At 70.6% G+C, this 20,664-nt stretch carries 19 protein-coding genes; 11 read left to right on the top strand and 8 right to left on the bottom strand.

Annotation, left to right across the window (positions count from 1 at the left end):
- The first annotated feature begins 5 nt into the window (after positions 1–5).
- Together VM938_02195 and VM938_02190 are read left to right on the top strand one after the other, a co-directional pair.
- A complete protein-coding gene (locus VM938_02195) occupies positions 6–1,022 on the top strand; it encodes an NAD(P)H-dependent glycerol-3-phosphate dehydrogenase (protein ID HVF73834.1) in 1,017 nt (338 codons plus the stop codon).
- The gene (locus VM938_02190; protein HVF73833.1) at positions 1,022–3,328 is read left to right on the top strand and encodes a hypothetical protein; all 2,307 of its coding nucleotides are present in this window, start codon (positions 1,022–1,024) and stop codon (positions 3,326–3,328) included. The genes VM938_02195 and VM938_02190 overlap by 1 nt, the downstream gene beginning before the upstream one ends.
- On the opposite strand, the gene VM938_02185 is transcribed toward VM938_02190, so the two are convergent.
- From VM938_02185 to map, 3 genes are read right to left on the bottom strand one after another with little or no spacing between them, the layout of a single operon-like run.
- Positions 3,325–4,650 (bottom strand): CAP domain-containing protein, encoded by a 1,326-nt coding sequence (locus tag VM938_02185; protein ID HVF73832.1) that lies wholly within the window; start codon positions 4,648–4,650, stop codon positions 3,325–3,327. The genes VM938_02190 and VM938_02185 overlap by 4 nt on opposite strands.
- On the bottom strand, positions 4,650–7,214 hold the full coding sequence (locus tag VM938_02180; protein ID HVF73831.1) for a hypothetical protein: 2,565 nt from the start codon (positions 7,212–7,214) through the stop codon (positions 4,650–4,652). The genes VM938_02185 and VM938_02180 overlap by 1 nt, the downstream gene beginning before the upstream one ends.
- Positions 7,202–8,122, bottom strand: coding sequence for a type I methionyl aminopeptidase (map, locus tag VM938_02175; protein ID HVF73830.1), 921 nt, complete (start codon positions 8,120–8,122; stop codon positions 7,202–7,204). The genes VM938_02180 and map overlap by 13 nt, the downstream gene beginning before the upstream one ends.
- A 41-nt stretch (positions 8,123–8,163) precedes the next feature.
- Between map and VM938_02170 the strand changes: the two genes are divergently transcribed.
- On the top strand, positions 8,164–8,571 hold the full coding sequence (locus VM938_02170) for an RpiB/LacA/LacB family sugar-phosphate isomerase (protein HVF73829.1): 408 nt from the start codon (positions 8,164–8,166) through the stop codon (positions 8,569–8,571).
- A gap of 9 nt (positions 8,572–8,580) precedes the next feature.
- Positions 8,581–8,868 carry a GYD domain-containing protein gene (locus VM938_02165; GenBank protein ID HVF73828.1) on the top strand — a complete coding sequence of 96 codons (288 nt, stop codon included), beginning with the start codon at positions 8,581–8,583 and terminating at the stop codon, positions 8,866–8,868.
- 23 nt (positions 8,869–8,891) lie between these two features.
- On the opposite strand, the gene VM938_02160 is transcribed toward VM938_02165, so the two are convergent.
- The gene (locus tag VM938_02160; GenBank protein HVF73827.1) at positions 8,892–9,122 is read right to left on the bottom strand and encodes a hypothetical protein; all 231 of its coding nucleotides are present in this window, start codon (positions 9,120–9,122) and stop codon (positions 8,892–8,894) included.
- Between the two features lie 83 nt (positions 9,123–9,205).
- Between VM938_02160 and selD the strand changes: the two genes are divergently transcribed.
- Genes selD through VM938_02140 form a run of 4 tightly spaced genes read left to right on the top strand, consistent with a single transcriptional unit; the run spans position 9,206 to position 12,463 of the window.
- Positions 9,206–10,201 (top strand): selenide, water dikinase SelD, encoded by a 996-nt coding sequence (gene selD, locus VM938_02155; GenBank protein HVF73826.1) that lies wholly within the window; start codon positions 9,206–9,208, stop codon positions 10,199–10,201.
- A gap of 11 nt (positions 10,202–10,212) precedes the next feature.
- Positions 10,213–10,917 (top strand): ribonuclease HII, encoded by a 705-nt coding sequence (locus VM938_02150; protein HVF73825.1) that lies wholly within the window; start codon positions 10,213–10,215, stop codon positions 10,915–10,917.
- An 8-nt stretch (positions 10,918–10,925) separates the two neighbouring features.
- Entirely contained in the window at positions 10,926–11,774 is an 849-nt protein-coding gene (locus VM938_02145; protein HVF73824.1) for a transporter substrate-binding domain-containing protein, read from the top strand.
- The gene (locus VM938_02140) at positions 11,771–12,463 is read left to right on the top strand and encodes an amino acid ABC transporter permease (GenBank protein HVF73823.1); all 693 of its coding nucleotides are present in this window, start codon (positions 11,771–11,773) and stop codon (positions 12,461–12,463) included. Before VM938_02145 ends, VM938_02140 begins: the two co-directional genes overlap by 4 nt.
- Positions 12,464–12,640: 177 nt before the next feature.
- Here VM938_02140 and VM938_02135 read toward each other — a convergent pair whose 3' ends face one another.
- On the bottom strand, positions 12,641–13,852 hold the full coding sequence (locus tag VM938_02135; GenBank protein HVF73822.1) for an acyl-CoA dehydrogenase family protein: 1,212 nt from the start codon (positions 13,850–13,852) through the stop codon (positions 12,641–12,643).
- A 57-nt stretch (positions 13,853–13,909) separates the two neighbouring features.
- Between VM938_02135 and VM938_02130 the strand changes: the two genes are divergently transcribed.
- The 3 genes from VM938_02130 to VM938_02120 all read left to right on the top strand — a co-directional run bounded on the left by VM938_02130 (position 13,910) and on the right by VM938_02120 (position 18,986).
- Entirely contained in the window at positions 13,910–14,113 is a 204-nt protein-coding gene (locus tag VM938_02130) for a hypothetical protein (protein HVF73821.1), read from the top strand.
- A 13-nt stretch (positions 14,114–14,126) separates the two neighbouring features.
- Positions 14,127–17,795, top strand: coding sequence for an ABC transporter ATP-binding protein (locus tag VM938_02125; GenBank protein HVF73820.1), 3,669 nt, complete (start codon positions 14,127–14,129; stop codon positions 17,793–17,795).
- A gap of 63 nt (positions 17,796–17,858) precedes the next feature.
- A complete protein-coding gene (locus VM938_02120) occupies positions 17,859–18,986 on the top strand; it encodes a DUF222 domain-containing protein (GenBank protein ID HVF73819.1) in 1,128 nt (375 codons plus the stop codon).
- Between the two features lie 4 nt (positions 18,987–18,990).
- On the opposite strand, the gene VM938_02115 is transcribed toward VM938_02120, so the two are convergent.
- The 3 genes from VM938_02115 to VM938_02105 form a co-directional block, all read right to left on the bottom strand.
- Positions 18,991–19,356 (bottom strand): hypothetical protein, encoded by a 366-nt coding sequence (locus VM938_02115; GenBank protein ID HVF73818.1) that lies wholly within the window; start codon positions 19,354–19,356, stop codon positions 18,991–18,993.
- A 295-nt stretch (positions 19,357–19,651) separates the two neighbouring features.
- The gene (locus VM938_02110) at positions 19,652–20,437 is read right to left on the bottom strand and encodes an arginine deiminase-related protein (GenBank protein ID HVF73817.1); all 786 of its coding nucleotides are present in this window, start codon (positions 20,435–20,437) and stop codon (positions 19,652–19,654) included.
- A 19-nt stretch (positions 20,438–20,456) separates the two neighbouring features.
- A partial coding sequence (locus VM938_02105; protein ID HVF73816.1) for a hypothetical protein occupies positions 20,457–20,664 on the bottom strand: 208 nt, incomplete at its 5' end.

The raw sequence follows: 20,664 nt of genomic DNA, 5'->3' as shown, positions 1-20,664 counted from the left end.
CTATGGTGAGCGTTGTGACGAGGCGAGTGGCGGTGATCGGGGCGGGATCGTGGGGGACGGCCGTTGCCGCCATCGCCGCGTCGAAAGTCCCGACCGTGCTGTGGGCTCGTCGTCCCGAACTGGCGGCCGACATCACCGAGCGGCACTGCAACAGCGCCTATCTGCCCGACGTCGAACTGCCCCCGGCGCTGTCGGGCACCTCCTCGCTGGAGGAAGCGGTCGAAGGGGCATCGGTGGTCGTCATGGGCGTGCCTTCGCACGGCTTCCGCGACATCCTGGCCGAAGCGGTCCCGTTCCTGGCCGAGGGATTGCCGGTCATCTCGTTGGCCAAGGGCGTCGAGCAGCAGACGCTCAAGCGCATGACCGAAGTGGTGGCCGAGGTGGCGCCCGGGCGCCCCACGGGCGTGCTCACCGGACCCAACCTGGCCAAGGAGATCGTGGCGGGCCAGCCCGCGGCGTCGGTGGTGGCGACGACCGACGACGCCCTGTCCGACGAGCTCCAAAAGGTGTTCTCCACCGATGCCTTTCGGGTCTACACCAACGCCGACTTGGTGGGCTGCGAGGTGGCAGGGGCGTTGAAGAACGTCATGGCCATCGCCTCGGGCATGGCCGACGGCATGGGATTCGGCGACAACACCCGTGCCGCCTTGATCACCCGAGGCCTGGCCGAGCTCACCCGCCTCGGCGTGGCCCTGGGCGGCGAGCCGCTGACGTTCTCCGGCCTGGCGGGCATGGGCGACCTTGTCGCCACCTGCATCAGCCACCAGAGCCGCAACCGCTACGTGGGGGAAGAACTGGGCAAGGGCCGCACCATCGAAGAGATCACCGCCGAGATGAAGATGGTGGCCGAGGGCGTGAAGACGTCGCGCGCCGTCGTCGACCTGGCGGCCCGGGTCGGCGTGGAGATGCCCATCGCCGAGCAGGTGGTGGCCGTGCTCTACGAAGGCAAGAAGGCGGCGGAGGTCATCCCGTCGCTCATGCGCCGCGAGGCCAAGCCGGAGCTCCACGGAATCAAGCACTAGTGGGGATCAAGACGTGGGCGCTGCGCCGCGCCATGGGCCACTTCCGCATCGACGACGACATCGTGCGCCACCTCTCGACCTTTCAGCGGCTGGGCGAGGCGGTGGAGGTGGAGCTTCCCGGTGAACTGCTGCCCGTCGGTGCCCGCACGTTGTTCCGGGGCGTGCGCACCCGAGCAGCCGCGCAACTCGGCGTCGACTGGGTGTGGCCGCACTGGCTGGAGCGCCAGATCGATCCGCGTTCGCCCGCCTTCGTGCCCCGCGGGCACGTGCCGCTGCTGACCAACCTCACCGGCCGCAACTGGACCATGGTCGGCAACGTGGGTTCGCCCCGCGAGGCCATCGTCGACCCCCGGGGGCTGGTGACGCCGTGGTTCGACGGATGGTCGCTCGACTGGTGGATCGGCGCCGAGGACCGCTGGCACTTCCCCTCGCGTGAGGCGGGCGTGCGCCAGCAGTTGGTCGACAACTCGCCGGTGGTGGAGACGCTGCTGCGGGTGCCCGGGGGCGACGCCGCCCAGCGCGTCTACGCCGTGCCCGGCGTCGAAGAGCTCGTGGTGGTGGAGATCGAGAACCGCTCGCCCGTGCCCTTCGCGGTCGCCTTGGCCGTGCGCCCCTACAACCCCGAGGGCCTCGCCATCGTGGAGCGCATCCGCCTGGTCGACAACGTGGTCACGGTCGACGGCCGTCCCGCCCTGCTGTTCCCCAAGGCGCCCGCCCGCATGGCGGGCTCGACCTTCCACGACGGCGACTCTGCCCACCTCGTGACCGCGGGGGAGGCGAGCTCGTCGTTACCCGACCCGTTGCGTTGCGACGTGGGCTTGGCCCAAGCGGCGTTCCTGTTCCCGCTGCCCCACACCGCGGTCCTGCGTGTCGCCGTGCCGCTGGCCGCATCGCGCCGCACCCGGCGCAAGGGGCTCACCCGGCGCCGGGTGGAACGGCTGCCCTCGATGCCCGCCGCGCTGCCCTCGGGCGCCGACGTGGCCCGTGGCTGGCAGGCCCAGTCCGACCGCGGCATGCGCCTGGAGCTGCCGGCGGGCCGGCTGGCCGACGCCGTGGCCGCCAATCGGCGCTACATCCTGTTGTTCCACGACGGCAACGAGATCGTGCCGGGGCCGTACACGTACCACCGCTTCTGGTTCCGCGATGCGGCCTACATGCTGGCTGCCCTCGACCGCTACGGCTTCGCCGCCGAGTCGGCCGAGGTCATCGCCCACTTCCCCTCGCGCATGCGCTCCGACGGCTTCTTCTTCTCGCAGCGCCAGGAGTGGGACGCCAACGGCGCTGCACTGTTCGCCATGGCCGAGCACTGGCGGCTGCACCGCGACACCTCGGTGATCGACCCGTTGGTGGTGACCGCCGCCGTGCAGTGGATCGAACGCAAGCGCGGGGGCAAGCGCCGGCGCGACGACCCGGCGTTGCGCGGCCTCATGCCTGCGTCGATCTCGGCCGAGCACCTCGGACCCTTCGACTTCTACTACTGGGACTCGTTCTGGTCGTTGCGGGGGCTGCTCGACGGCGCTGAGTTGTTGCGGGCGTGCGGGGAGACCGACGCCGCCGCCCAGGCAGACGAGTGGGCGGCGTCGTTGCGGGCCGCGCTGCATGAGTCGCTCGCCCTCGTGCGCGAGCGCTTGGGCACCGACGCCATGCCCGCCGGGCCGCGGCGCCGCCTCGACCCCGGTGTCATCGGCTCGTTGGTGGCGTGTTCGCCGTTGGGCGTGCTGGCCCCCACCGACCCCGCCGTGGTCGCCACCGCCGAGTTGGTGCGGCAGCAGTTCTCCATCGGCGACGCCTTCTTCCAGGGCATCTCCCACACCGGGCTGGGCACGTACCTCACCTTGCAGTTGGCCGCCGTGGAGCTCGCCGCAGGCGACAGGCGGGCGCTGCAGCGTCTGGCGTGGATGGTGAGCGCGGCCACCGACACCTTTACGTGGCCCGAAGCCATCCACCCGCAGTTGGGCACCGGCTGCATGGGCGACGGCCACCACGGCTGGGCGGCGGCCGACTTCCTGTCGTTCGTGCGCATGCTGCTGGTGCGCGAGCTCGACGGCGACGGCGGCTTGGCTCTGTGCTCGATGCTGCCCGAGGAGTGGGCGGGGCAGGGGATCGAGGTGCACGACGCGCCGACCCACTACGGGCTGCTGTCGTTTGCCGTGCGCTGGCACGGGGAGCGCCCGGCGTTGTTGTGGGAGCTGGTGCCGCACCCCGGCGTGGAGTCGGTGCGCTTGAGCGCTCCCGGCCTCGACCCCGCTTGGTCGACGACCGAGTTCCGGGGCGAGGCCCTGCTCGCCCAGCACGTGGCCGGTTAGCTGCGGCTCTCCCCGGTGCACGTGGGGCCACCGCCGTCGGGGCGGGCGAAGGGGTGCAGCGGCGGCGCCGACTGGGTGTAGCCGGGGCGCGACGAGCCGGAGTACCGCCCGAAGTTCTCCACCGCCCACAGGCGGCCGTTGGGGGCGCAGTAGGCGCCGATGCCCGCGGCGTCGTAGCCGGGCTGCAGGATGTTGTGACGGTGCCCGCTCGACTGCATCCACGTTGTATGGGCGGTGCCGCTGGTCGGGAACGTGCGGAGGTCGAAGCCGCTAGAGCCCGACACGAAGACGTTCTCGCCCATGCCCGCGAAGCCCGGCGTCGACAGGCTCGACCGGTGGAACAGGGTGTTGCGGCGAGCCATCTCCCGGCTCCAGTCGCGGGCCATGGCGGCCAGCCGCTCGTCCCACACCAGCGCGGCGATGCCGCGTGCCCGGCGCTCGTCGTTCACCCGGCGGAAGACGTCGAGCTCGATGTCGATCTCGGCGGGCAGGGCCGCCACCCGGCCCGAGCGCTGCACCACCCAGTACCCGCCCGCCTTGCCGCCGTCGACGATGGCTGTGGCGGCGTCGCCCGACGCCATGTGCCGCCACGCCCCGAAGAAGGCGGCGTCACCGAAGGTGAAGATGCCGCCGTCGCTGCCGACCATGCGATAGCCCCGGCCCGACGACGTGGCCGTCATGGCCACCACCGGCCGGTGCAACGGGGTGCCGCCCATCGACCCCAGGAACGGTGCGTCGCCGAAGGTGAAGATGCCGCCGTCGGAGGCCACCAGCCAGTACCCCCCGCCCCACGGGGTGGCCGCCATGCCGACGACGGGCCGGTTTAGCCGTGTGCCGCCGGTGGAGCCCCAGAAGCGGGCGTCGCCGAAGGTGAAGATGCCGCCGTCGGATGCCACCAGCCAGTAGCCCCGGCCTGAGCGGGTGGCCGCCATGCCCACCACCGGCTGGTTCAGCGGGCGCCCGCCCGTCGACCCCAGGAAGGGTGCGTCGCCGAAGGCGAAGATGCCGCCGTCGGACGCCACCAGCCAGTAGCCCGCGCCTGAGGGGGTGCTCGCAATGCCGACGATCGGCCGGTGGAGTGGTTTGCCCCCCATCGATCCGTGGAACGACGCCCGCCCGAAGGTGAACACCCCGCCGTCGGCCGCCACCAGGCGGTACCCGTCCTTGGCGGGCGTGGCCGCCATGCCCACGATGCGGGGGTCGGTGGCCGCTCGCGACAACGAACCGAAGTGGGGGACGTCGGCACGCGCCGGCGACGTCGGGGCCAGCGAGGCGGCCACGACCGCGCAGGAGACCAGGGTGGTTCGGAGCGTGTGCCCCATCAGATGCGGGCGGTGGCGATGCCGAAGGGGCGCAGTTCGAAGCCGCCGTCGAAACGCTCCACCGGCTGCGCGCGCAGGTCGACCAGCCACCCCGATCGCCGGCCGAACGAGACAGTCGTCGGGCGGTCGCCGGGGTTGAAGACCCGCACCTCCATCCCGCCCTCAACACGCACAACGGCCGACACCTCGGCGCCGGTGACCTCCAGCGCGGAACCGCTGTCGGGCCGGGCGCCGCCGCCCGCGCTGCGGCCGACTTCAAGGGGAAGGAACACGTCGTCGACCATTGCATACGGGTCGACGGGGCGCACACACAGGGCGTAACGAGCCTCCACCGGCCCGATCATCTGCGGGCCTCGCAGCGGCATCGGCGGGCCTGCGGGCAGTGGGCGGTAGGCCATTTCCACCCGCGACAACATGCCGGTGGCCCGCAGCAGCGTGAGCGCCAGGGCGCTGCCTTCGTCGACCAGTTCGTACTCCAGCAGCCCTTCGTGCACCAGCGTGAGGTCGCCCGCCTGCACGAAGCGGCGCGACGGAAAGGTGGGTAGCGGTTCTTCGGTGGGGCCGCCCTCGGCAGTGAGCCCCCGGGTCACGACGGCGAAGGCGCACTCGGCGCGCGACGTGGTGGCGGCCACCGGGAACAACGCCCGCAGGCGGTGGTCGCCCACCGGGTTGTCGAACCATGTGCGCACCCGCATGTAGGGCTCGCCCGCCTGCACCTCCACGTCGGTGGACACGACGACCTCGTGGCCCTGCCACCGGTACGAACGCAGCACCCGCAGGATCCCTCGCATGGGGCCGCGCTCGATGACCGAGCAGTCGACCGACACCGGCGTGTCGACCACGTCGTCGACCTCAGGGGGCGAGTAGTTGTAGGTGTCGCCGTGGTCGAGGCTGTCGACCAACCGGCCGAAGCCGGCGACGCCGTCGACGGCGAAGGTGCCGTCCTCGGCCGCGGCCACCGACACCAACCCGTTCGACAGCGACTGCCCGTCCGCCACGACCGGGGCCACCGCGGAGGGTTCAGCCGCCCACATGGTCCACCCGAAGCCGGGCACGTCCTCCACTCGGGCCAGCACCCGGATCGACGGTGGCTGTTCGATGCGCACTCGCACCGGCGAGTCGGGGTTGGCCCCCGCCCGGGCGTACAGGTCGCGTTTGGTCTCCTCCACCAGGAACTCGGTGCGCAGGCGGGCGTCGGCCTCGATGACGATGTCGAGGCCGTCGTCGGTCTCCTCCACCCGGATGGCGTTGACGTAGGTGTCGGCGTCGAGCTGTTGCGAGCGGATCTGGCCGAGGATGCTGCCCAGGTCGCGTCCGGCCATGCGGTGCTCGGCCAATGTCGCCGTCCGCGACGAGAGCAGTTGGGCGCCTTCCACCGGCCCCGCCCCCGGCAGCAGCAACTCGATGAGGCCGCTGCGCCTGCGGGCCGACGGGTTGACCACCACGACGCCCGCCGAGGCCATGGAGGCGCCCAACGCGTCGAGCGCCCGGGTGGCCAGTCCCTCGGCGACCTGGCGGGCCTCGGCGTAGCGCACGAGCACGGCATCGACCACCTCGTCGGCCGAGCACGCGCACACCGAGTCGTGGGCCGAATTGCGGATCACCTCGCGCCACGCCACGTCGAGCAGTTCGCCCGGCCAGCGGTCGAGGAACAGCGCGCACAAGGGCTCGGCCCGGCGCTCCAAGGCCCGTTCCGCCCGGGCCGCGGCCTGCTTCACGTCGACCCGGTTGGACGCCACGCCCATCAACAGGTTGATGCGGGCACCCGAGCGCATCTCGCCCGTCCACGACGGGAGCCCGTCAACCGGGGCGTCGGCCAGGTACTCGGCCAACGACGTGACCTCCAGGCGGTAGTCGGACTGCAGCTCGTTGGCCTCGGCCACCACTCGCCCCAGCCACGCCTGCGGCAGCTGGTGGTCGGTCCCGTTCATGAACAGCATCCCGTCGAGCAGGAACGACTCGATCTCCGCCTCGTGCGCGGCCACCCGCCGCACCAATGCCTTGGCGTCGTCGGGGATGGCGGCGCCGTTGCCGTAGCCCTTCACCAGGTACTCGGCCCGCACTGTCGAGCCGTCGGGGGCCGACCACCAGAACGCCGTCTTGTCGACGGCGCCCGGCACGCCCCGCCACACCACTGCATGCGACAAGCCCGCCTGCTGCAACAGCTGGGGCATCTGGGCGATGTGGCCGAACATGTCGGGCAGGTAGCCCACCATCGAGGCGCCGCCGAAGGAGGCCGCTCGTACCAGGCCTCGCTGTAGGTTGCGCACGATGGTCTCGCCGGAGACGAGGAACTCGTCCATGAGGATGTACCACGGCCCCATCGACAACCGGCCCGCGGCGGCCAGTCGCCGCAACGCCGCCTCGGCGTCGGGGCGCACCTCCAGGTAGTCGTCGACCACCGCCATCTGCCCGTCGAGCAGGAAGCGGGCGTACGACAGGTCGGCCTCCAGCCGGGGCAGCAGGTCGTCGAGCAGGTCGACGAGGCGCAGCCGGAACGTCTGGTACGGCGCGTACCACTCGCGGTCCCAGTGGGTGTGGGGGACGATCGCTACGCGTCGCACAGGGTGAGCACCTCCGCTCCGCCATCGGTCACGGCGAGCGTGTGCTCGAACTGGGCGGTCCGCCGGCCGTCGCGGGTGACCGCCGTCCAGCCGTCGTCCCACAGCACGTGGCGCCAGTCGCCCATGGTGATCATCGGTTCGATGGTGAACGTCATGCCCGGTTCCATCACTGTGTCGACGGCCGGCTCGAAGTAGTGGGGCACGTGCAGGGCGGTGTGGAACTGCTCGCCGATGCCGTGGCCCACGAAGGCCCGCACCACGCCGTAGCCCAAGCCCTCGGCGTGCTCGGCGATGGCACGGCCGATGTCGGACACCGGCCGCCCCGGCCGCACCGCCGCGATGCCGCGGTCGAGGCACTCCCGGGTCACCTCGACCAGCCGCTGCGACGCGGGGTCGACGGCGCCGACAAGGAAGGTGGCGTTGGTGTCACCGTGCACGCCGTCGAGGTACACGGTCACGTCGAGGTTCACGATGTCGCCGTCCGCCAACGGGCGGTCGTCGGGGATGCCGTGGCAGATGACCTCGTTCACCGACGTGCAGAGCGACTTGGGGTAGCCGTGGTAGTTCAGCGGGCTGGGGTAGGCGCCCGCCTCCACGATGAGCGAGTGCGCCAATTCGTCGAGGGCGTCGGTGGTGACGCCGGGTGCGACGGCCTCGCCCACCGATCGCAGCACCGAGGCGGCCAAGCGCCCGGCCCGCCGCATGCGGTCGAGCACCTCGGGCGACTTCACCAAGGGCTCGTCCCAGGGCAGCGGCTCGCCCGTCGCCGCGTAGGGCGGGCGGGCGATGTGGTCGGGCACCGGGCGCATCGGCGACAGCCGTCCCGGACGCACCGCGGCGGCCTCCTTGTGGCACCGCTTGAACTTCCGCCCGCTCCCGCACCAACAGGGATCGTTGGACTTGAGCACCCGACGATTCTGCCCGTTCTGCCGCCGTACGCTGGACGGCCATGCGGATCGTGTTCGGCACCGACGAGCGCACGCCCGTCACCGACGAGGTGGTCGACGAGCTCCGCGCCCGCGGCCACGAGGTGCAGGTCGTGGCCGACGGCGAGAAGTGGGCCGACGTCGGGCGGGCAGTGGGGGAGGCCGTCGCCTCCGGCCAGGCCGACCGCGGCGTGGTGTGCTGCTGGACGGGCACGGGCGTGTCGATGGCGGCCAACAAGGTCCCCGGTGTGCGGGCCGCCTTGTGCACCGACGCCGAGACGGCCCGAGGTGCCCGTCGCTGGAACGACGCCAACGTGTTGGCCTTGGGGTTGCGGCTCACGTCGCCGCCTGTGGCCCGGGAGCTGCTCGACGCCTTCCTGGCCACCGAGCCCGACGAAGACGAACGCGAGCAAATCGCTCGCGTCGGTTAGCGTTCGCCCATGCCGAAGTTCATCATGCTGTCCACGCTCGGCCCTGAGGGGGCGGCGACGCTGCGGGAGAACCCCGAGCGGGTCAAGGCGGTGAACGCCGAGGTGGAGGCGTTGGGGGTGCAGGTGCTCGAGCAGTTCGCCTTGCTCGGCCCCTACGACTTCCTCAACGTGCTCGACGCCCCCGACGAGAAGGTCATGGCCAAGGTGGCGCTGGTGCTCGGGGCGCGCGGCACCGTCAAGACGCTGACGATGTCGGCTATCCCCGTCGACGACTACATCGACGCCTTACGGGGCTAGTGCTCCGTCCCCGGACGGAGCACTCAGGCCCACCAGAGACCTTGCTTGCGCTGCCGGCGGACGTCGCCCTCGCCGAAGACGGCGGGCAGCACTGTGAGGTCGGACAGGCGCAGCAGGCGGTAGCCGTCGGGCAGTACCTCGGCGACCTCGAACCCCCGCGACCACCGGTCCTCGAACCGGCTCCGCACCTCGACCCGGGTGCCGGGCTTCAGCCGTTCTTCCACCACCACGTCGATCGCAGAAACGTTTGCCACCGTTGGCCCCCTGACTCTGCGCAAATGGTGCCCTTACCCCCCTCATCCTGCGCCGGAAAACACGAGCCTGCAAGGTGATAGCGATGTCCAGTTCGGAAACAGTGCCTGACCTGCGCCTTACGGAGTGGACGTCGTGCGGCGGCTGCGCGGCCAAGTGGGGGGCGGCGCCCCTGCGGGCGCTGGTGGCCCAATTGGCCGCCGACGAGGCCGGACTGCTCGTGGGCCTCGCCCCCTACGACGACGCCGCCGTGGTCCGCCTCACCGACGACCTGGCCCTGGTGTCGACCACCGACTTCTTCCCGCCCCTGGTCGACGACCCCGACGACTTCGGCACCATCGCCGCCGCCAACGCCTGCAGCGACGTGTTCGCCATGGGCGGGAGGGTGGTGCTCGCCCTCAACGTGGCGGCCTTCCCCGAGCGGCTGCCCACAGCCGTTGTGCAGGCCATCTTCGAGGCCGCCGCCCGCACGGTGGCCGAAGCGGGGGGCGTGGTGGCGGGCGGCCACACCATCCGGTCCGAGGAGCCCATCTTCGGCCTCGCCGTGCAGGGCCTCGTGCACCCCGACCGCATTTGGACCAAGGCGGGCGCGCAGCCCGGCGACGTGCTCGTGCTGTCGAAGCCGTTGGGGACGGGGATCGTGCTGGCGGGCGGGAGCGAGGCCGACAAGCGGGCGGCCGTCGGCGGCATGCGCACCCTCAACCGGGTCGCCGCCGAGCAGCTCACGGGGTTGCCCCATGCCGTCACCGACGTCACCGGCTACGGCCTGCTGGGACACGCCTGGGAGATGGCGCAGAGCGGGGGCGTGACGTTGCGCTTCGACGCCGCCGCCCTGCCCTTGTACCCCGGCGCCCTGCTGGCCGCCGAAGCGGGCACCCGCACCGGCGCCGATGCCCGCAACCGGGAGGCGCTGGCGGGCCACGTCACCAGCACGGCCCCTGCGGCGGTCGAGGCGCTGGCCTACGACCCGCAGACCTCTGGCGGCCTGCTCGCCGCGCTGCCGCCGACGGCCCCCGTCCCGGCCGGGTTCTTCGTGGTGGGTGAAGTGGCTGCCGGTCCGGCGGGCGTGGTCCTCGGGTAGCCTCGGCCCCCATGGCGCCGGCGCCCCGCGTCTCCCCCTTGCGCACCGCCATCAAGGCCAAGTCGCCCAGCCTGTCGGTCGAGCGCGCCCTGTGGGCCGAGGGCCACGACGTGGTGGTCGGCGTCGACGAGGTCGGCCGCGGCGCCTGGGCAGGCCCCATCAGCGTGGGCGCCGCCGTGCTGCCGGTCGACAAGCGGGTCTACAAGGTGCGCGATTCCAAGATGCTCACCGAGCCCGAGCGCGAAGCCATGTTCGACCGCATCGCCGGCTGGTGCCGGGCGTGGGCCGTAGGCCATGCCAGCCAGGAAGAGTGCGACCGCCTGGGCATGTCGGCGGCCCAGAAGCTGGCCGCCCGGCGGGCCATCGACGGGCTCGGCCTCACGCCCGACTACGTGCTCATCGACGGCCGTTGGGACTTCGTCGGCATGGGCACCACCCGGAGGATCGTCAAGGGCGACGCCACCTGCCTGTCGATCTCGGCGGCGTCGATCCTGGCCAAGGTCACGCGTGACCGTCTGATGCGGGCCGAGGCCGAGCATTTCCCCGGCTACGACTTCGATCTCAACAAGGGCTATCCGTGCCCACGCCACAAGATGGCACTGCGCGCCTGGGGGCCCACGTCGATTCATCGGCGTTCGTGGGTATTCATGGAACACCTGCCGTGGGGTGGCCGGGCACCGTCGCCCGTCCAACAGGCCCTTTCGCTCGAGACATGAGGTACCGAATGACCAAGCTCAAGACCGTTCTGCTCGTACTGCTGCTGGCGCTGGTCGGCGCCGCTTGTGGTGACGACGGCGACAGCGACAACAACGGCGGCGGGCCCCCCGACACCAACGCTCCCAACCAGAAGGTGGGCGGCACCGCCGAGCAGGGCCGCAACCTCAAGCTCGTCGCCGCAGGCAAGATCACCGTCTGCAGCGACGTCCCCTACGCCCCCTTCGAGTACGAGGAGGACGGCAAGGTCGTGGGCATCGACGCCGACATCATGCGGGCCGTCGGCGGTCGACTGGGCCTGATAGCCGAGTTCCGCGACACCGACTTCAGCGGCATCTTCGCCGCCATGGAAGCGGGCCAGTGCGACGTGATCGCCTCGTCGGTGTCGATCACCGACGAGCGCAAGAAGACCCTCGACTTCTCCGACGGCTACTACGACATCGTGCAGAGCTTGCTTGTGCGCAAGGCCGACGAGTCGAAGTACGCCGACCTGCCGGCGCTGCGAGGGCGCACGGTCGGCGTGCAGTCCGGGACCACCGGCCTCGACTACGCCAAAGCGCAGTCGGGGGCCAACGGCTACACGGTGAAGGAGTTCGAAGGGGCCGACGACCTCTTCGCCGCCCTCAAGTCGTCCCAGGTCGACGCCGTCCTCCAGGACTTCCCGGTCAACGCCTACAACGCCAAGGTGTCGGGCGAGACGGTGGTGACCAAGAAGTTCGAGGACCAGAAGGAGCAGTACGGCATCGTTCTGAAGAAGGGCCGTGACGACCTGAAGAAGGCCATCAACGACGCCTTGGCCCGCATCCGCCAGGACGACACCTACAACAGCATCCTGCGCACCTACCTCGGTCAACAGTGAACGACTTCCTCGAGGAGTTCTTCAACCTCGAGGTCATCGCAGACATGTTCCCCGGCCTCCTCATCGAGGCGATGAAGAACACGCTCGTCTTCACGTTCTTCAGCTTTCTCGGGGGCATCACCTTCGGCTTGGTGCTGGCCCTCATGCGGCTCAGCCGTACGCGGCTGCTGCGATGGCCCGCGGCCGTCTACATCGACGTGATGCGGGGGCTGCCCGCCCTCCTCACCATCGTGTTCATCGGCTTCGGGCTGCCCATCGCCACGGGCATCCAGTTCCCCTACCCGCGGTACACGCCTGGGTGCCTGGCCCTGTCGTTGGTGTACTCGGCCTACATCGCCGAGACGCTGCGAGCGGGCATCGAGGCCGTGCCGTGGGGCCAGACCGAGGCCGCCCGGTCCTTGGGCATGCCGAACCGGGTGGTGATGCGCCACGTCGTCATGCCCCAGGCATTTCGCATCGTGGTGCCCCCCCTGACCAACGAGTTGCTCGCCCTGTTCAAGGACACCTCGCTGCTGGCCGTGCTCGGGACGGTGGCGGGCGGAAAGGAGATCCTCAAGTTCGCCCGCGACCTGGTGAACACCCGGGCCAACACCTCGCCGCTGGTGGCGGGCGGGCTGGCCTACTTGGTGATCACCCTGCCCCTGCTGCGGCTGGTGAGCCGGTTGGAAAGCCGCAGCAGGGCGGGGTGAAGGTGAGCGCTTTTTAGTGCCCCGTCCAGAAACCTTTGCGATGTCCTGGCGACCAGCGACCCCGCTCGCGGCGTTGCTCCTCCTCGAAATACCTTCCAGGTATTCCTTCGTCGTCGCGCCTTCCGAGCGGCGCCGCCGCTTCGCCATGCCACGCGGCCAAGGTTCCTGGACGGAGCACTAGTTGGCGCTGGGCTCCTTGGGCAGGCCCAGCACCCGCTCCCCGACGATGTTGCGCATGACTTCGTCGGTGCCGCCCGCCACCCGCATGCCCGGCACGCCGAGGATGAACTCGCTCCAGGCGTAGGTGCCCCACTCGCCGGTGTCGGCCAGGATGCGCGGCCCCAGCGCCCGCTCCACCAGGCGCGACATGCGCTGCATGTTGTGGGTCAGGGCGAGCTTGGCTGTCGACAGTTCGGGGCCGGGAAGGCCGCCCGCCTGCAGCGAGGCCAGCGCCCGCTGGCTGGTCCACCGGGCCACCGTGTTGTGCACGTAGTAGTCGGCCAACTGCTGGCGCAGCAGCGGGTCGTCGTCCTTGCCCAGGTGGCGCAAGAGGTCGACGAGCCGCGACGGGTTCATGATCGAGCCGCCGCCCGCCCCGCCGCCGCCGATGGCCGCCCGCTCGTTCATGAGGGTGGTGAGGGCCACCGTCCAGCCTTGGTTGACATCGCCCAACCGATGGTCGTCGGGCACCCGCACCTCGGTGAAGAAGACCTCGTTGAACGAGCACCCGCCGGTCATCTGGCGCAGCGGCCGCACCTCGACGCCGGGGGCCTTCATGTCGACGATGAACGCCGTCAGCCCCTTGTGCTTGGGCAGGTCGGGGTCGGTGCGGCAGACGATCTCGCCGATGTCGGAGTACTGGGCGCCTGAGGTCCAGACCTTCTGGCCGGTGATCACCCATTCGTCGCCGTCGCGCACCGCCCGGCTCTGCAGCCCGGCCAGGTCGGAGCCCGCCCCCGGCTCGCTGAAGAGCTGGCAGGCGATGATCTCGCCCCGGTAGAGGTCGTGCAGGTACCGCTCTTTGGCGGCGTCGGTGGCGTGGGCCAGGATCGTGGGGGCGACCATGCCGAGGCCGATGCCGAACACTGTGCCCGAGGGCGTGTCGTACGTGGCGGCCAGCGCCTGCCACGCCCGCTCGTAGGAAGCGGGCAGCCCGCGTCCGCCGTACTGCGTCGGGCCGCTGACCCAGCCGAAGCCTGCGTCGAACACCCGTGTGCGCCAGGCCTTGGCCTCGGCCACCTCGGCCCGCTCTTGCTCGGGCGTCTTCTCCGGGAGCAGGCCGACTTGGTCGGAGCCTTCGCCCCAGGCGCTGCGCTCCTCGCTGCGGGGCTTGGCGTTGGCGTCGAGGAATGCCCTCGCCTCGTCCAGAAATTCCGCTTCAGAGATCATGGCGGGACTCTACTTGACCACGCGGTCAAGTTTTCTGCCGCAGTAGCGTCGGCGGCCGTGAACCGTCGAGAAGCGTTGGTGCTGCGGGCCTTTGCCGGGTGGACGGTGTGGGTGTGGGCCACCCGCATCTGGAACATGCTCGGCGACGACCGCAGCGTCGGCTTCAAGGTCGTGCACTCGGTGCTGGCGCTGGTGTCGATCGCCTTCGCTGTCGTCACCTGGGGGATCGTGCGCCGGGTCCGGGCGCGCGAGCAGCAATGAACCCGCTGCAGCGGTGACCAAGCCGCCCGGGTGGATCCGGCGGCTGGCGCCGTTCGTGCTGGCCCACCGACGCGACGCGGTGGCATCGTTCGCCGCCGCCGTGGGCGGCATGGTGGTGGCCGGGCTGACGCCACTGGTGCGCAAGGTCGTCGTCGACGACGTGCTCTTGGCTCAGCGCCGCCCGCTGGCGCCGTGGTTGGTGCTGATGCTGGCCTTCGCCGTGGCCAAGTTCGGCGCTGCCTTCGTGCGCCGCTACCGCGGCGGGCGGGTGGCCCTCGACGTGCAGCACGACCTGCGCACGGCGATCTACGACCGGTTGCAACGCCTCGACTTCGCCCGCCACGACGAGATGCAGACGGGCCAACTCGTGTCGCGGGCCAACTCCGACGTGGGCTTGGTCTTCGGGCTCCTCAGCTTCCTGCCGTTGATGACCGGCAACGTCGTGATGCTCGTGGTGGCCGTGATCGTCATGGCCTTCTTGTCGCCGTTGCTGACCGTCGTCGTGCTCTTGGTGATCCCGCTGGTGCTGGCCGCGGCCATGAAGCTGCGCACCAGCGTGTTCCCCGCCAGTTGGGACGCCCAGCAGCGCGCCGCCGAGGTGGCGGGCGTGGTCGACGAAGCGGTGGCAGGCGTGCGAGTGGTGAAGGGCTTCGGCCAAGAGGCTCGCGAGCTCGACCGCTTGGTGGGCCAGTCGGAAAAGCTCTACGCGTCGAGGGTCAGGTTGGTGCGCATCCAGGGCCGCTTCTCCGCCGCGCTGCTGACCCTGCCCCAGTTGGGCCATGTGGCCATCCTCGCCTTGGGCGGGTGGCTGGCGTTGCGGGGGCGCATCAGCATCGGCACGTTCCTGGCCTTCTCGTCGTACCTGGTGCAGCTGATGGCGCCCATGCGCATGTTCGCCGTGCTGCTGGCCGTGGCGCAGCAAGCGCGTGCGGGAGCCGAGCGCATCTTCGAACTGCTCGACTCCAACCCGGTGGTACGCGAGCGCCCCGATGCCTCGGTGTTGCCGGGGTTGCAGGGCGACGTCGTCTTCGACGGCGTGACCTTTGGGTACCTGCGCTCCGAGCCGGTGTTGCGGGGCTTCTCGTTGCGGGTGGCGCCCGGCGAGACGGTGGCGCTGGTGGGTGCGTCGGGATCGGGCAAGTCGACGGTGTCGTTGCTGCTGCCCCGGTTCTACGACGTGCAGGACGGCGCCGTGCGGGTCGACGGCATCGACGTGCGCGACGTGAGCTTCGAGTCGTTGCGCCGCCAGATCGGCGTGGTGTTCGAGGAGAGCTTCCTGTTCTCCGACACGGTGCGGGCCAACATCGCCTACGGCAGGCCCGACGCCACCGACGCCGAGGTGCGAGCGGCTGCGGTGGCCGCCGAGGCCGATGCCTTCATCGAGGCGTTGCCCGACGGCTACGACACCGTGGTGGGCGAGCGGGGGCTGACCTTGTCGGGCGGCCAGCGCCAGCGCGTTGCCTTGGCCCGGGCGCTGCTGACCGACCCCCGCATCCTCGTGCTCGACGACGCCACCTCGTCGGTCGACAGCCGGGTGGAGGAGGAGATCCACGACACCCTGCGCCGGTTGATGCAGGGCCGCACCACGCTGTTGGTGGCGCACCGCCGCTCGACCCTGCGATTGGCCGATCGCATCGTGGTGGTCGACGGCGGACAGGTGGCCGACGAGGGCACGCACGAGGAACTGCTCGAACGCTCGGCGCTGTACCGCACACTGCTGTCGGGGCCGGGGGACGACTGCGAGGCCGAGCCGCCGGTGGTGACGGCCGACGCGTGGCGCAAGCGGGGCGAGGCACCAGTGGCCCGGGCCGAGGTGCAACCGGCGGGCATGGGGTTCATGCACGGCGGGCCGGGCGGTGGCATGGGGAACCTGTCGCCCACGCCCGACCTGCTGGCCCGCCTCGACGGGCTGCCGCCGGCCGACGACCAGCCGCACATCGACGTGGTGGCCGAAGCGGGCCACGACCCTCGCTTCCGCTTACGTCGGTTCGTGCGGCCCTACCTCGGCGCGCTGTTGCTCGGGCTGTCGCTGGTGGTGGTCGACACCCTGGCGACGGTGGCGGGCCCCGCCCTGGTGCGGGTGGCCCTCGACCACGGGGTGGTGGCGCAAAACGAGTCGGTGCTGTGGTGGGCGGCCGTCGGGTTCCTCGGCGTGGCGTTGGTCGACTGGGTGGTCATCTGGGCCATGACCGTGCAGACGGGGCGCACCGTAGAGCGGCTGCTGTTCGCCCTGCGCATCCGCATCTTCGCCCACCTCCAGCGGCTGGGCATCGACTTCTACGACCGGGAGATGGCGGGCCGGGTGATGACCCGGATGACCACCGATGTGGAGGCGCTGTCGACGTTGCTGCAGACCGGCTTGGTCAACGCCGTGGTGAGCCTGTTGGGGTTCGTGGCCGTGGCCGTGGTGATGGTCGTCATCAACCCCCGGCTGAGCTTGGCCGTGTTCACGGTGGTGCCGCCGCTGGTGCTGGCCACCGTGTTGTTCCGGCGGGCCTCGGCTCGGGCCTACGTGCAGGCCCGCGACCGCATCGCCGTGGTGAACGCCAACTTGCAGGAGAGCCTGTCGGGCGTGCGCGTGGCCCAGGCGTATGCGCGGGAGAAGCGCAACAGCGACGAGTTCCGCGGCGTCGCCGAGGACTACCGCGAGTCACGCATGGGGGCGCAGCGGCTGGTGTCGTTGTACTTCCCGTTCGTCGACTTCCTCTCCGAGGTGGCGGGAGCCGTGGTGCTCGGCGTGGGGTCGTACCTCATCACCCGCGACGCGGTGACGGCCGGTGCGGTGGTGGCGTTCGTCCTCTACATCGACAACCTGTTCGCGCCGGTGCAGAACCTGTCGCAGGTGTTCGATACCTACCAGCAGGCGCAAGCGTCGATGGAGAAGATCGACGAGCTCATGGCCACGCCGACGTCGACGCCCGTGCCCGCGTCGCCGGTGGTGCTCCCGTCGTTGCGGGGCGAGGTGCGCTTCGACGACGTGTGGTTCCGGTACCCGACGGCAGTCGACGACGCGCTGCGGGGCGTCGACCTGGTGGTGCGGCCGGGGGAGACGGTGGCGTTGGTGGGGGAGACGGGCGCGGGGAAGTCGACGCTGGTGAAGCTGGTGGCCCGGTTCTACGACCCCAGCCGGGGACAGGTGCTGGTCGACGGCGTGGCGCTGACCGACGTCGACCTCGGCGCCTACCGGCAGCAGTTGGGGTACGTGCCCCAGGAGGCGTTCCTGTTCTCGGGGACGATTCGCGACAACATCGCCTACGGGCGCCCCGATGCTTCCGACGCCGAGGTGGAGGCGGCGGCGCGGGCCGTCGGTGCGCACGACTTCATCGCCGGGTTGTCGGGTGGGTACCTGGAGCCGGTGACCGAACGGGGCCGCTCGCTGTCGTCAGGGCAGCGCCAGTTGATCGCCTTGGCCCGGGCCCGGCTGGTCGACCCCCGCATCCTGCTGCTCGACGAGGCCACCTCCAACCTCGACCTGGCCACCGAGGCGCGGGTGCAGCGGGCCATGCAGGTTGTGGCCGAGGGGCGTACCACGCTGCTCATCGCCCACCGGTTGCAGACGGCCATGACCGCCGACCGGATCGTCGTCGTCGACGACGGCCGCGTGGTGGAGGACGGCAGCCACGACGACCTCTTGGCGCGCGGGGGCAGCTACGCGGAGTTGTGGCGAGCCTTCGCGGCGTAAATTCCCTTTATTTACAAGGGAAAATCCCTTGCTGAGGCGATCGAACATGTGTACGATGAACAGGTGATCGCCGCACTACGCGAGGCAGTAGAAGCACCGGACGTTCCCCTCGACGGCGACGCCTTGGCCGAGGTGCTGAAGCTGGTCGACCTGCTCAACGCCAAGGTGTCGCGGGTGATCGGCGAGTTCGACGCCGAGGCACTGTGGGAGCTCGACGGAGCCACCTCGATGACGGCCTGGCTCCGTCACCACGCAGGCATGACGTCGAGCAACGCGAAGACGGTGGCTTCGACGGCAAAGAAGCTCCGGGCGTTGCCGCTGACGAGCGAGGCGTGGTTGTCGGGGGCGCTGTCGGGCGGCCAGGTGCAGGCCATCGTGCGCAACGCCACGCCGGAGTTTGCGGAGCACGAGCCGGCGGTGGTGCCCGCGCTGGTCGACCTGTCGGTCGCCGACACCGCGTTGGCCATGCAGCAGTGGAAGGCCATGCTCGACATCGAGCCGACGTTCGAGAAGGGCGTCCACCTGTCGCAGACGTTGGACGGCCAATGGGAACTGACGGGATCACTCGACGCGCTGAGCGGCGAAACGGTGGCCACCGCATTGCGGTTGGCGATGGTCGACGACCCCGACGTGCTGCCGTCGCAGCGCCGCGCCGACGCGCTGGTCGACGTGTGCAGGTTCTTCCTCGACCACCAGAGCGGTCGTCGTGGCGGACGGCACCGGCCGCATCTCAACGTGGTGGTCGATTACGACGCCCTGGTGCGGGGCAAGGGCGGCAGCTTCGTGGGCGGCGGCTTGCTCGACGGTGCGTCGGTGCAGGCGCTGGCCTGCGACGCGGCCATCCACCGGGTGGTGACCGACGGGCGCAGCACCATCCTCGACTACGGCACGTCGACGCGCACCATTCCGGCCCCGTTGTGGTCGGCGCTCGTGCTGCGCGACCGGCACTGCCGGTTCGAGGGGTGCGACCGCCCGTCGCAGTGGTGCGAGGCCCACCACGTGGTGCCCTGGCACGACGGCGGTACGACGAGCCTCGAAAACCTGGTGCTCAAGTGCAGCAGGCACCACCACATGGGCCACCAACCGGCGTGGTCCGAGAAGCTCGAACCGGATGGCACCTTGGTGGTCACCGACCCAAGGGGCCGCACCCGCACCACCCGACCACCCGGCACCTTCCCGCTCGCGGCCTGAAGTGCTACGGCGCCGCGCGCCAGTGCACGTACTCCACGGTGACGTCGACCAGGCCGCCGCCGGCACTGAAGAACACGGGCTGCTCGCACTGGTTGTCGGTCGTCAGCAGGCCGGCGACGCCTGTCTCCAGCTTGGTGGCATCGCGTCGGTGGGCGCCCTCGTCGATGTAGCTGATGATCCCGGCGGTCACCGGTTCGCCCACCGAACGCCAGCGGGTGGTGCTCCGGCCGTTGCCGCAGCCGTTCATGGTGGCGGGGAAGTCGGGCACGAGCGAGCCTTCGTCCTCGGCATAGACCCGCACCGACGCTGTGGTCGGTGCGCCGTCCGGCGCATAGCCGGTGAGCCGCGAAGGGAACGGTGGTGCCGTCACCGGCGTCCGACCCTCCCTCGACGACAGCGACGTCGTCGTAGCCGGTGCTCCGCACGATCGCGCCGCACTGAGTTCGCCGCAGCTCGCGTAACACCCGAGGCCTCGATATTCGCCCTGCACGCGCCGGGCGTCGTCGCCTTCGGGGTCGGCTGCGTTCCACCGGTCGTGCAGTGACGCGCATTCGCTCGCATCGGCTTGCCGCGCGGGCGGGCGGTCGTCAGTGCACGCCGACGACAAGAGCAACGCCGCCAGCACGGTCACGATCGTCCTTCGCAATGTCCCCCCTCTTGGCTGGTTACAGCTTCACGTCCAAGGCCAGCGTCAGGCAGCGGCAGGCGCCGCCCGCCTTCAGGAACTCGCCGACGTCGCAGGCGACTGGCTCGAACCCCCACGCTTCGAGTTGCTTGCCCACGCGCACCGGCACGGTGTGCATGACGACCGCCGAGCCGACCACCACGGCGTTGGCGCAGAACGACGCCGCCTCGTCGGGCTCCAGCACGAGGGGCTCGGGCACCAGCGCGGCCATGACCCGACGGCCGTAGTCGTCCCAGGCCAGCGGGTTGACGATGGCGCGGCGTTCGTCGAGCGGACAGAACGTGATGTCGAGGTGGTAGAAGCGTTCGTCGATCAGTTCCACCGAGCGCACGGCGGCGCCCGTCAGCCGCGACAGGTAGGCGTGCGAGGCGGCATCGGAGCGGAAGCGGTAGCCCGAAACCAACACGTTGCCGAAGGGCAGCGCGTCGCCTGCGCCTTCGTGCGACACCCCGAGGGGCAGCTCGTCGATGCGGTAGCCGTGGGCCTGGAACCACGCCACGTCGTGGGGCACTTCGCCTTGGCGTTCGGGGTGGCGGAAACGCGAGGGGATGAACTGGTCGCCGTTCACCAGACCGGCGTTGGCGGTGAACACCATGTCGGGCACATCGGGGTGGGGCGTCAGCACCTCGATGGTGGCACCCGCCTGCTCCAGCGTGGCCCGCAGGTTCTCCCACTGCTCCCGGGCCCGCTCCCGGTCGACCGCCACCTCGCGGTGCATCCACGGGTTGATCTCGTAGAGCACGCCGAAGTGCCGGGCCGGACACATCAAGTAGCGGCCACCCCAGTTAGGCACAGAGGTGCGATGTCAGCTCGCGCACGAACAACCCGACATCGGTCACGATGCCGAGCGCTTGATGGCTCCCGCGGTCGGCGAGCTTCGTCACGACGGCCTGGTTGATGTCGATGCAGTAGGTCTCGACGCCGGCCGGCAGGAGGTTGCCCGTCGCGATCGCGTGCAGCGTCGACGCGAGCATCAGCGCGACGCGGACGCCG

The organism is Acidimicrobiales bacterium, assembly GCA_035536915.1.
In the GTDB taxonomy this organism is placed as follows: domain Bacteria; phylum Actinomycetota; class Acidimicrobiia; order Acidimicrobiales; family JAHWLA01; genus JAHWLA01.
The sequence above is the reverse complement of the archived record's forward strand: the minus strand, read 5'-3'. Positions and strand labels throughout refer to the sequence as shown.

What these genes read in the sequence shown, in the direction of transcription:
- VM938_02150 (HVF73825.1), top strand. Translation starts at nt 10,213, where the DNA reads ATGGCGCCGGCGCCCCGCGTCTCCCCCTTGCGCACCGCCATCAAGGCC.
- VM938_02145 (HVF73824.1), top strand. Translation starts at nt 10,926, where the DNA reads ATGACCAAGCTCAAGACCGTTCTGCTCGTACTGCTGCTGGCGCTGGTC.
- selD (HVF73826.1), top strand. Translation starts at nt 9,206, where the DNA reads ATGTCCAGTTCGGAAACAGTGCCTGACCTGCGCCTTACGGAGTGGACG.
- VM938_02170 (HVF73829.1), top strand. Translation starts at nt 8,164, where the DNA reads ATGCGGATCGTGTTCGGCACCGACGAGCGCACGCCCGTCACCGACGAG.
- VM938_02165 (HVF73828.1), top strand. Translation starts at nt 8,581, where the DNA reads ATGCCGAAGTTCATCATGCTGTCCACGCTCGGCCCTGAGGGGGCGGCG.
- VM938_02110 (HVF73817.1), bottom strand. Translation starts at nt 20,437, where the DNA reads ATGTGTCCGGCCCGGCACTTCGGCGTGCTCTACGAGATCAACCCGTGG.
- VM938_02135 (HVF73822.1), bottom strand. Translation starts at nt 13,852, where the DNA reads ATGATCTCTGAAGCGGAATTTCTGGACGAGGCGAGGGCATTCCTCGAC.
- VM938_02185 (HVF73832.1), bottom strand. Translation starts at nt 4,650, where the DNA reads ATGGGGCACACGCTCCGAACCACCCTGGTCTCCTGCGCGGTCGTGGCC.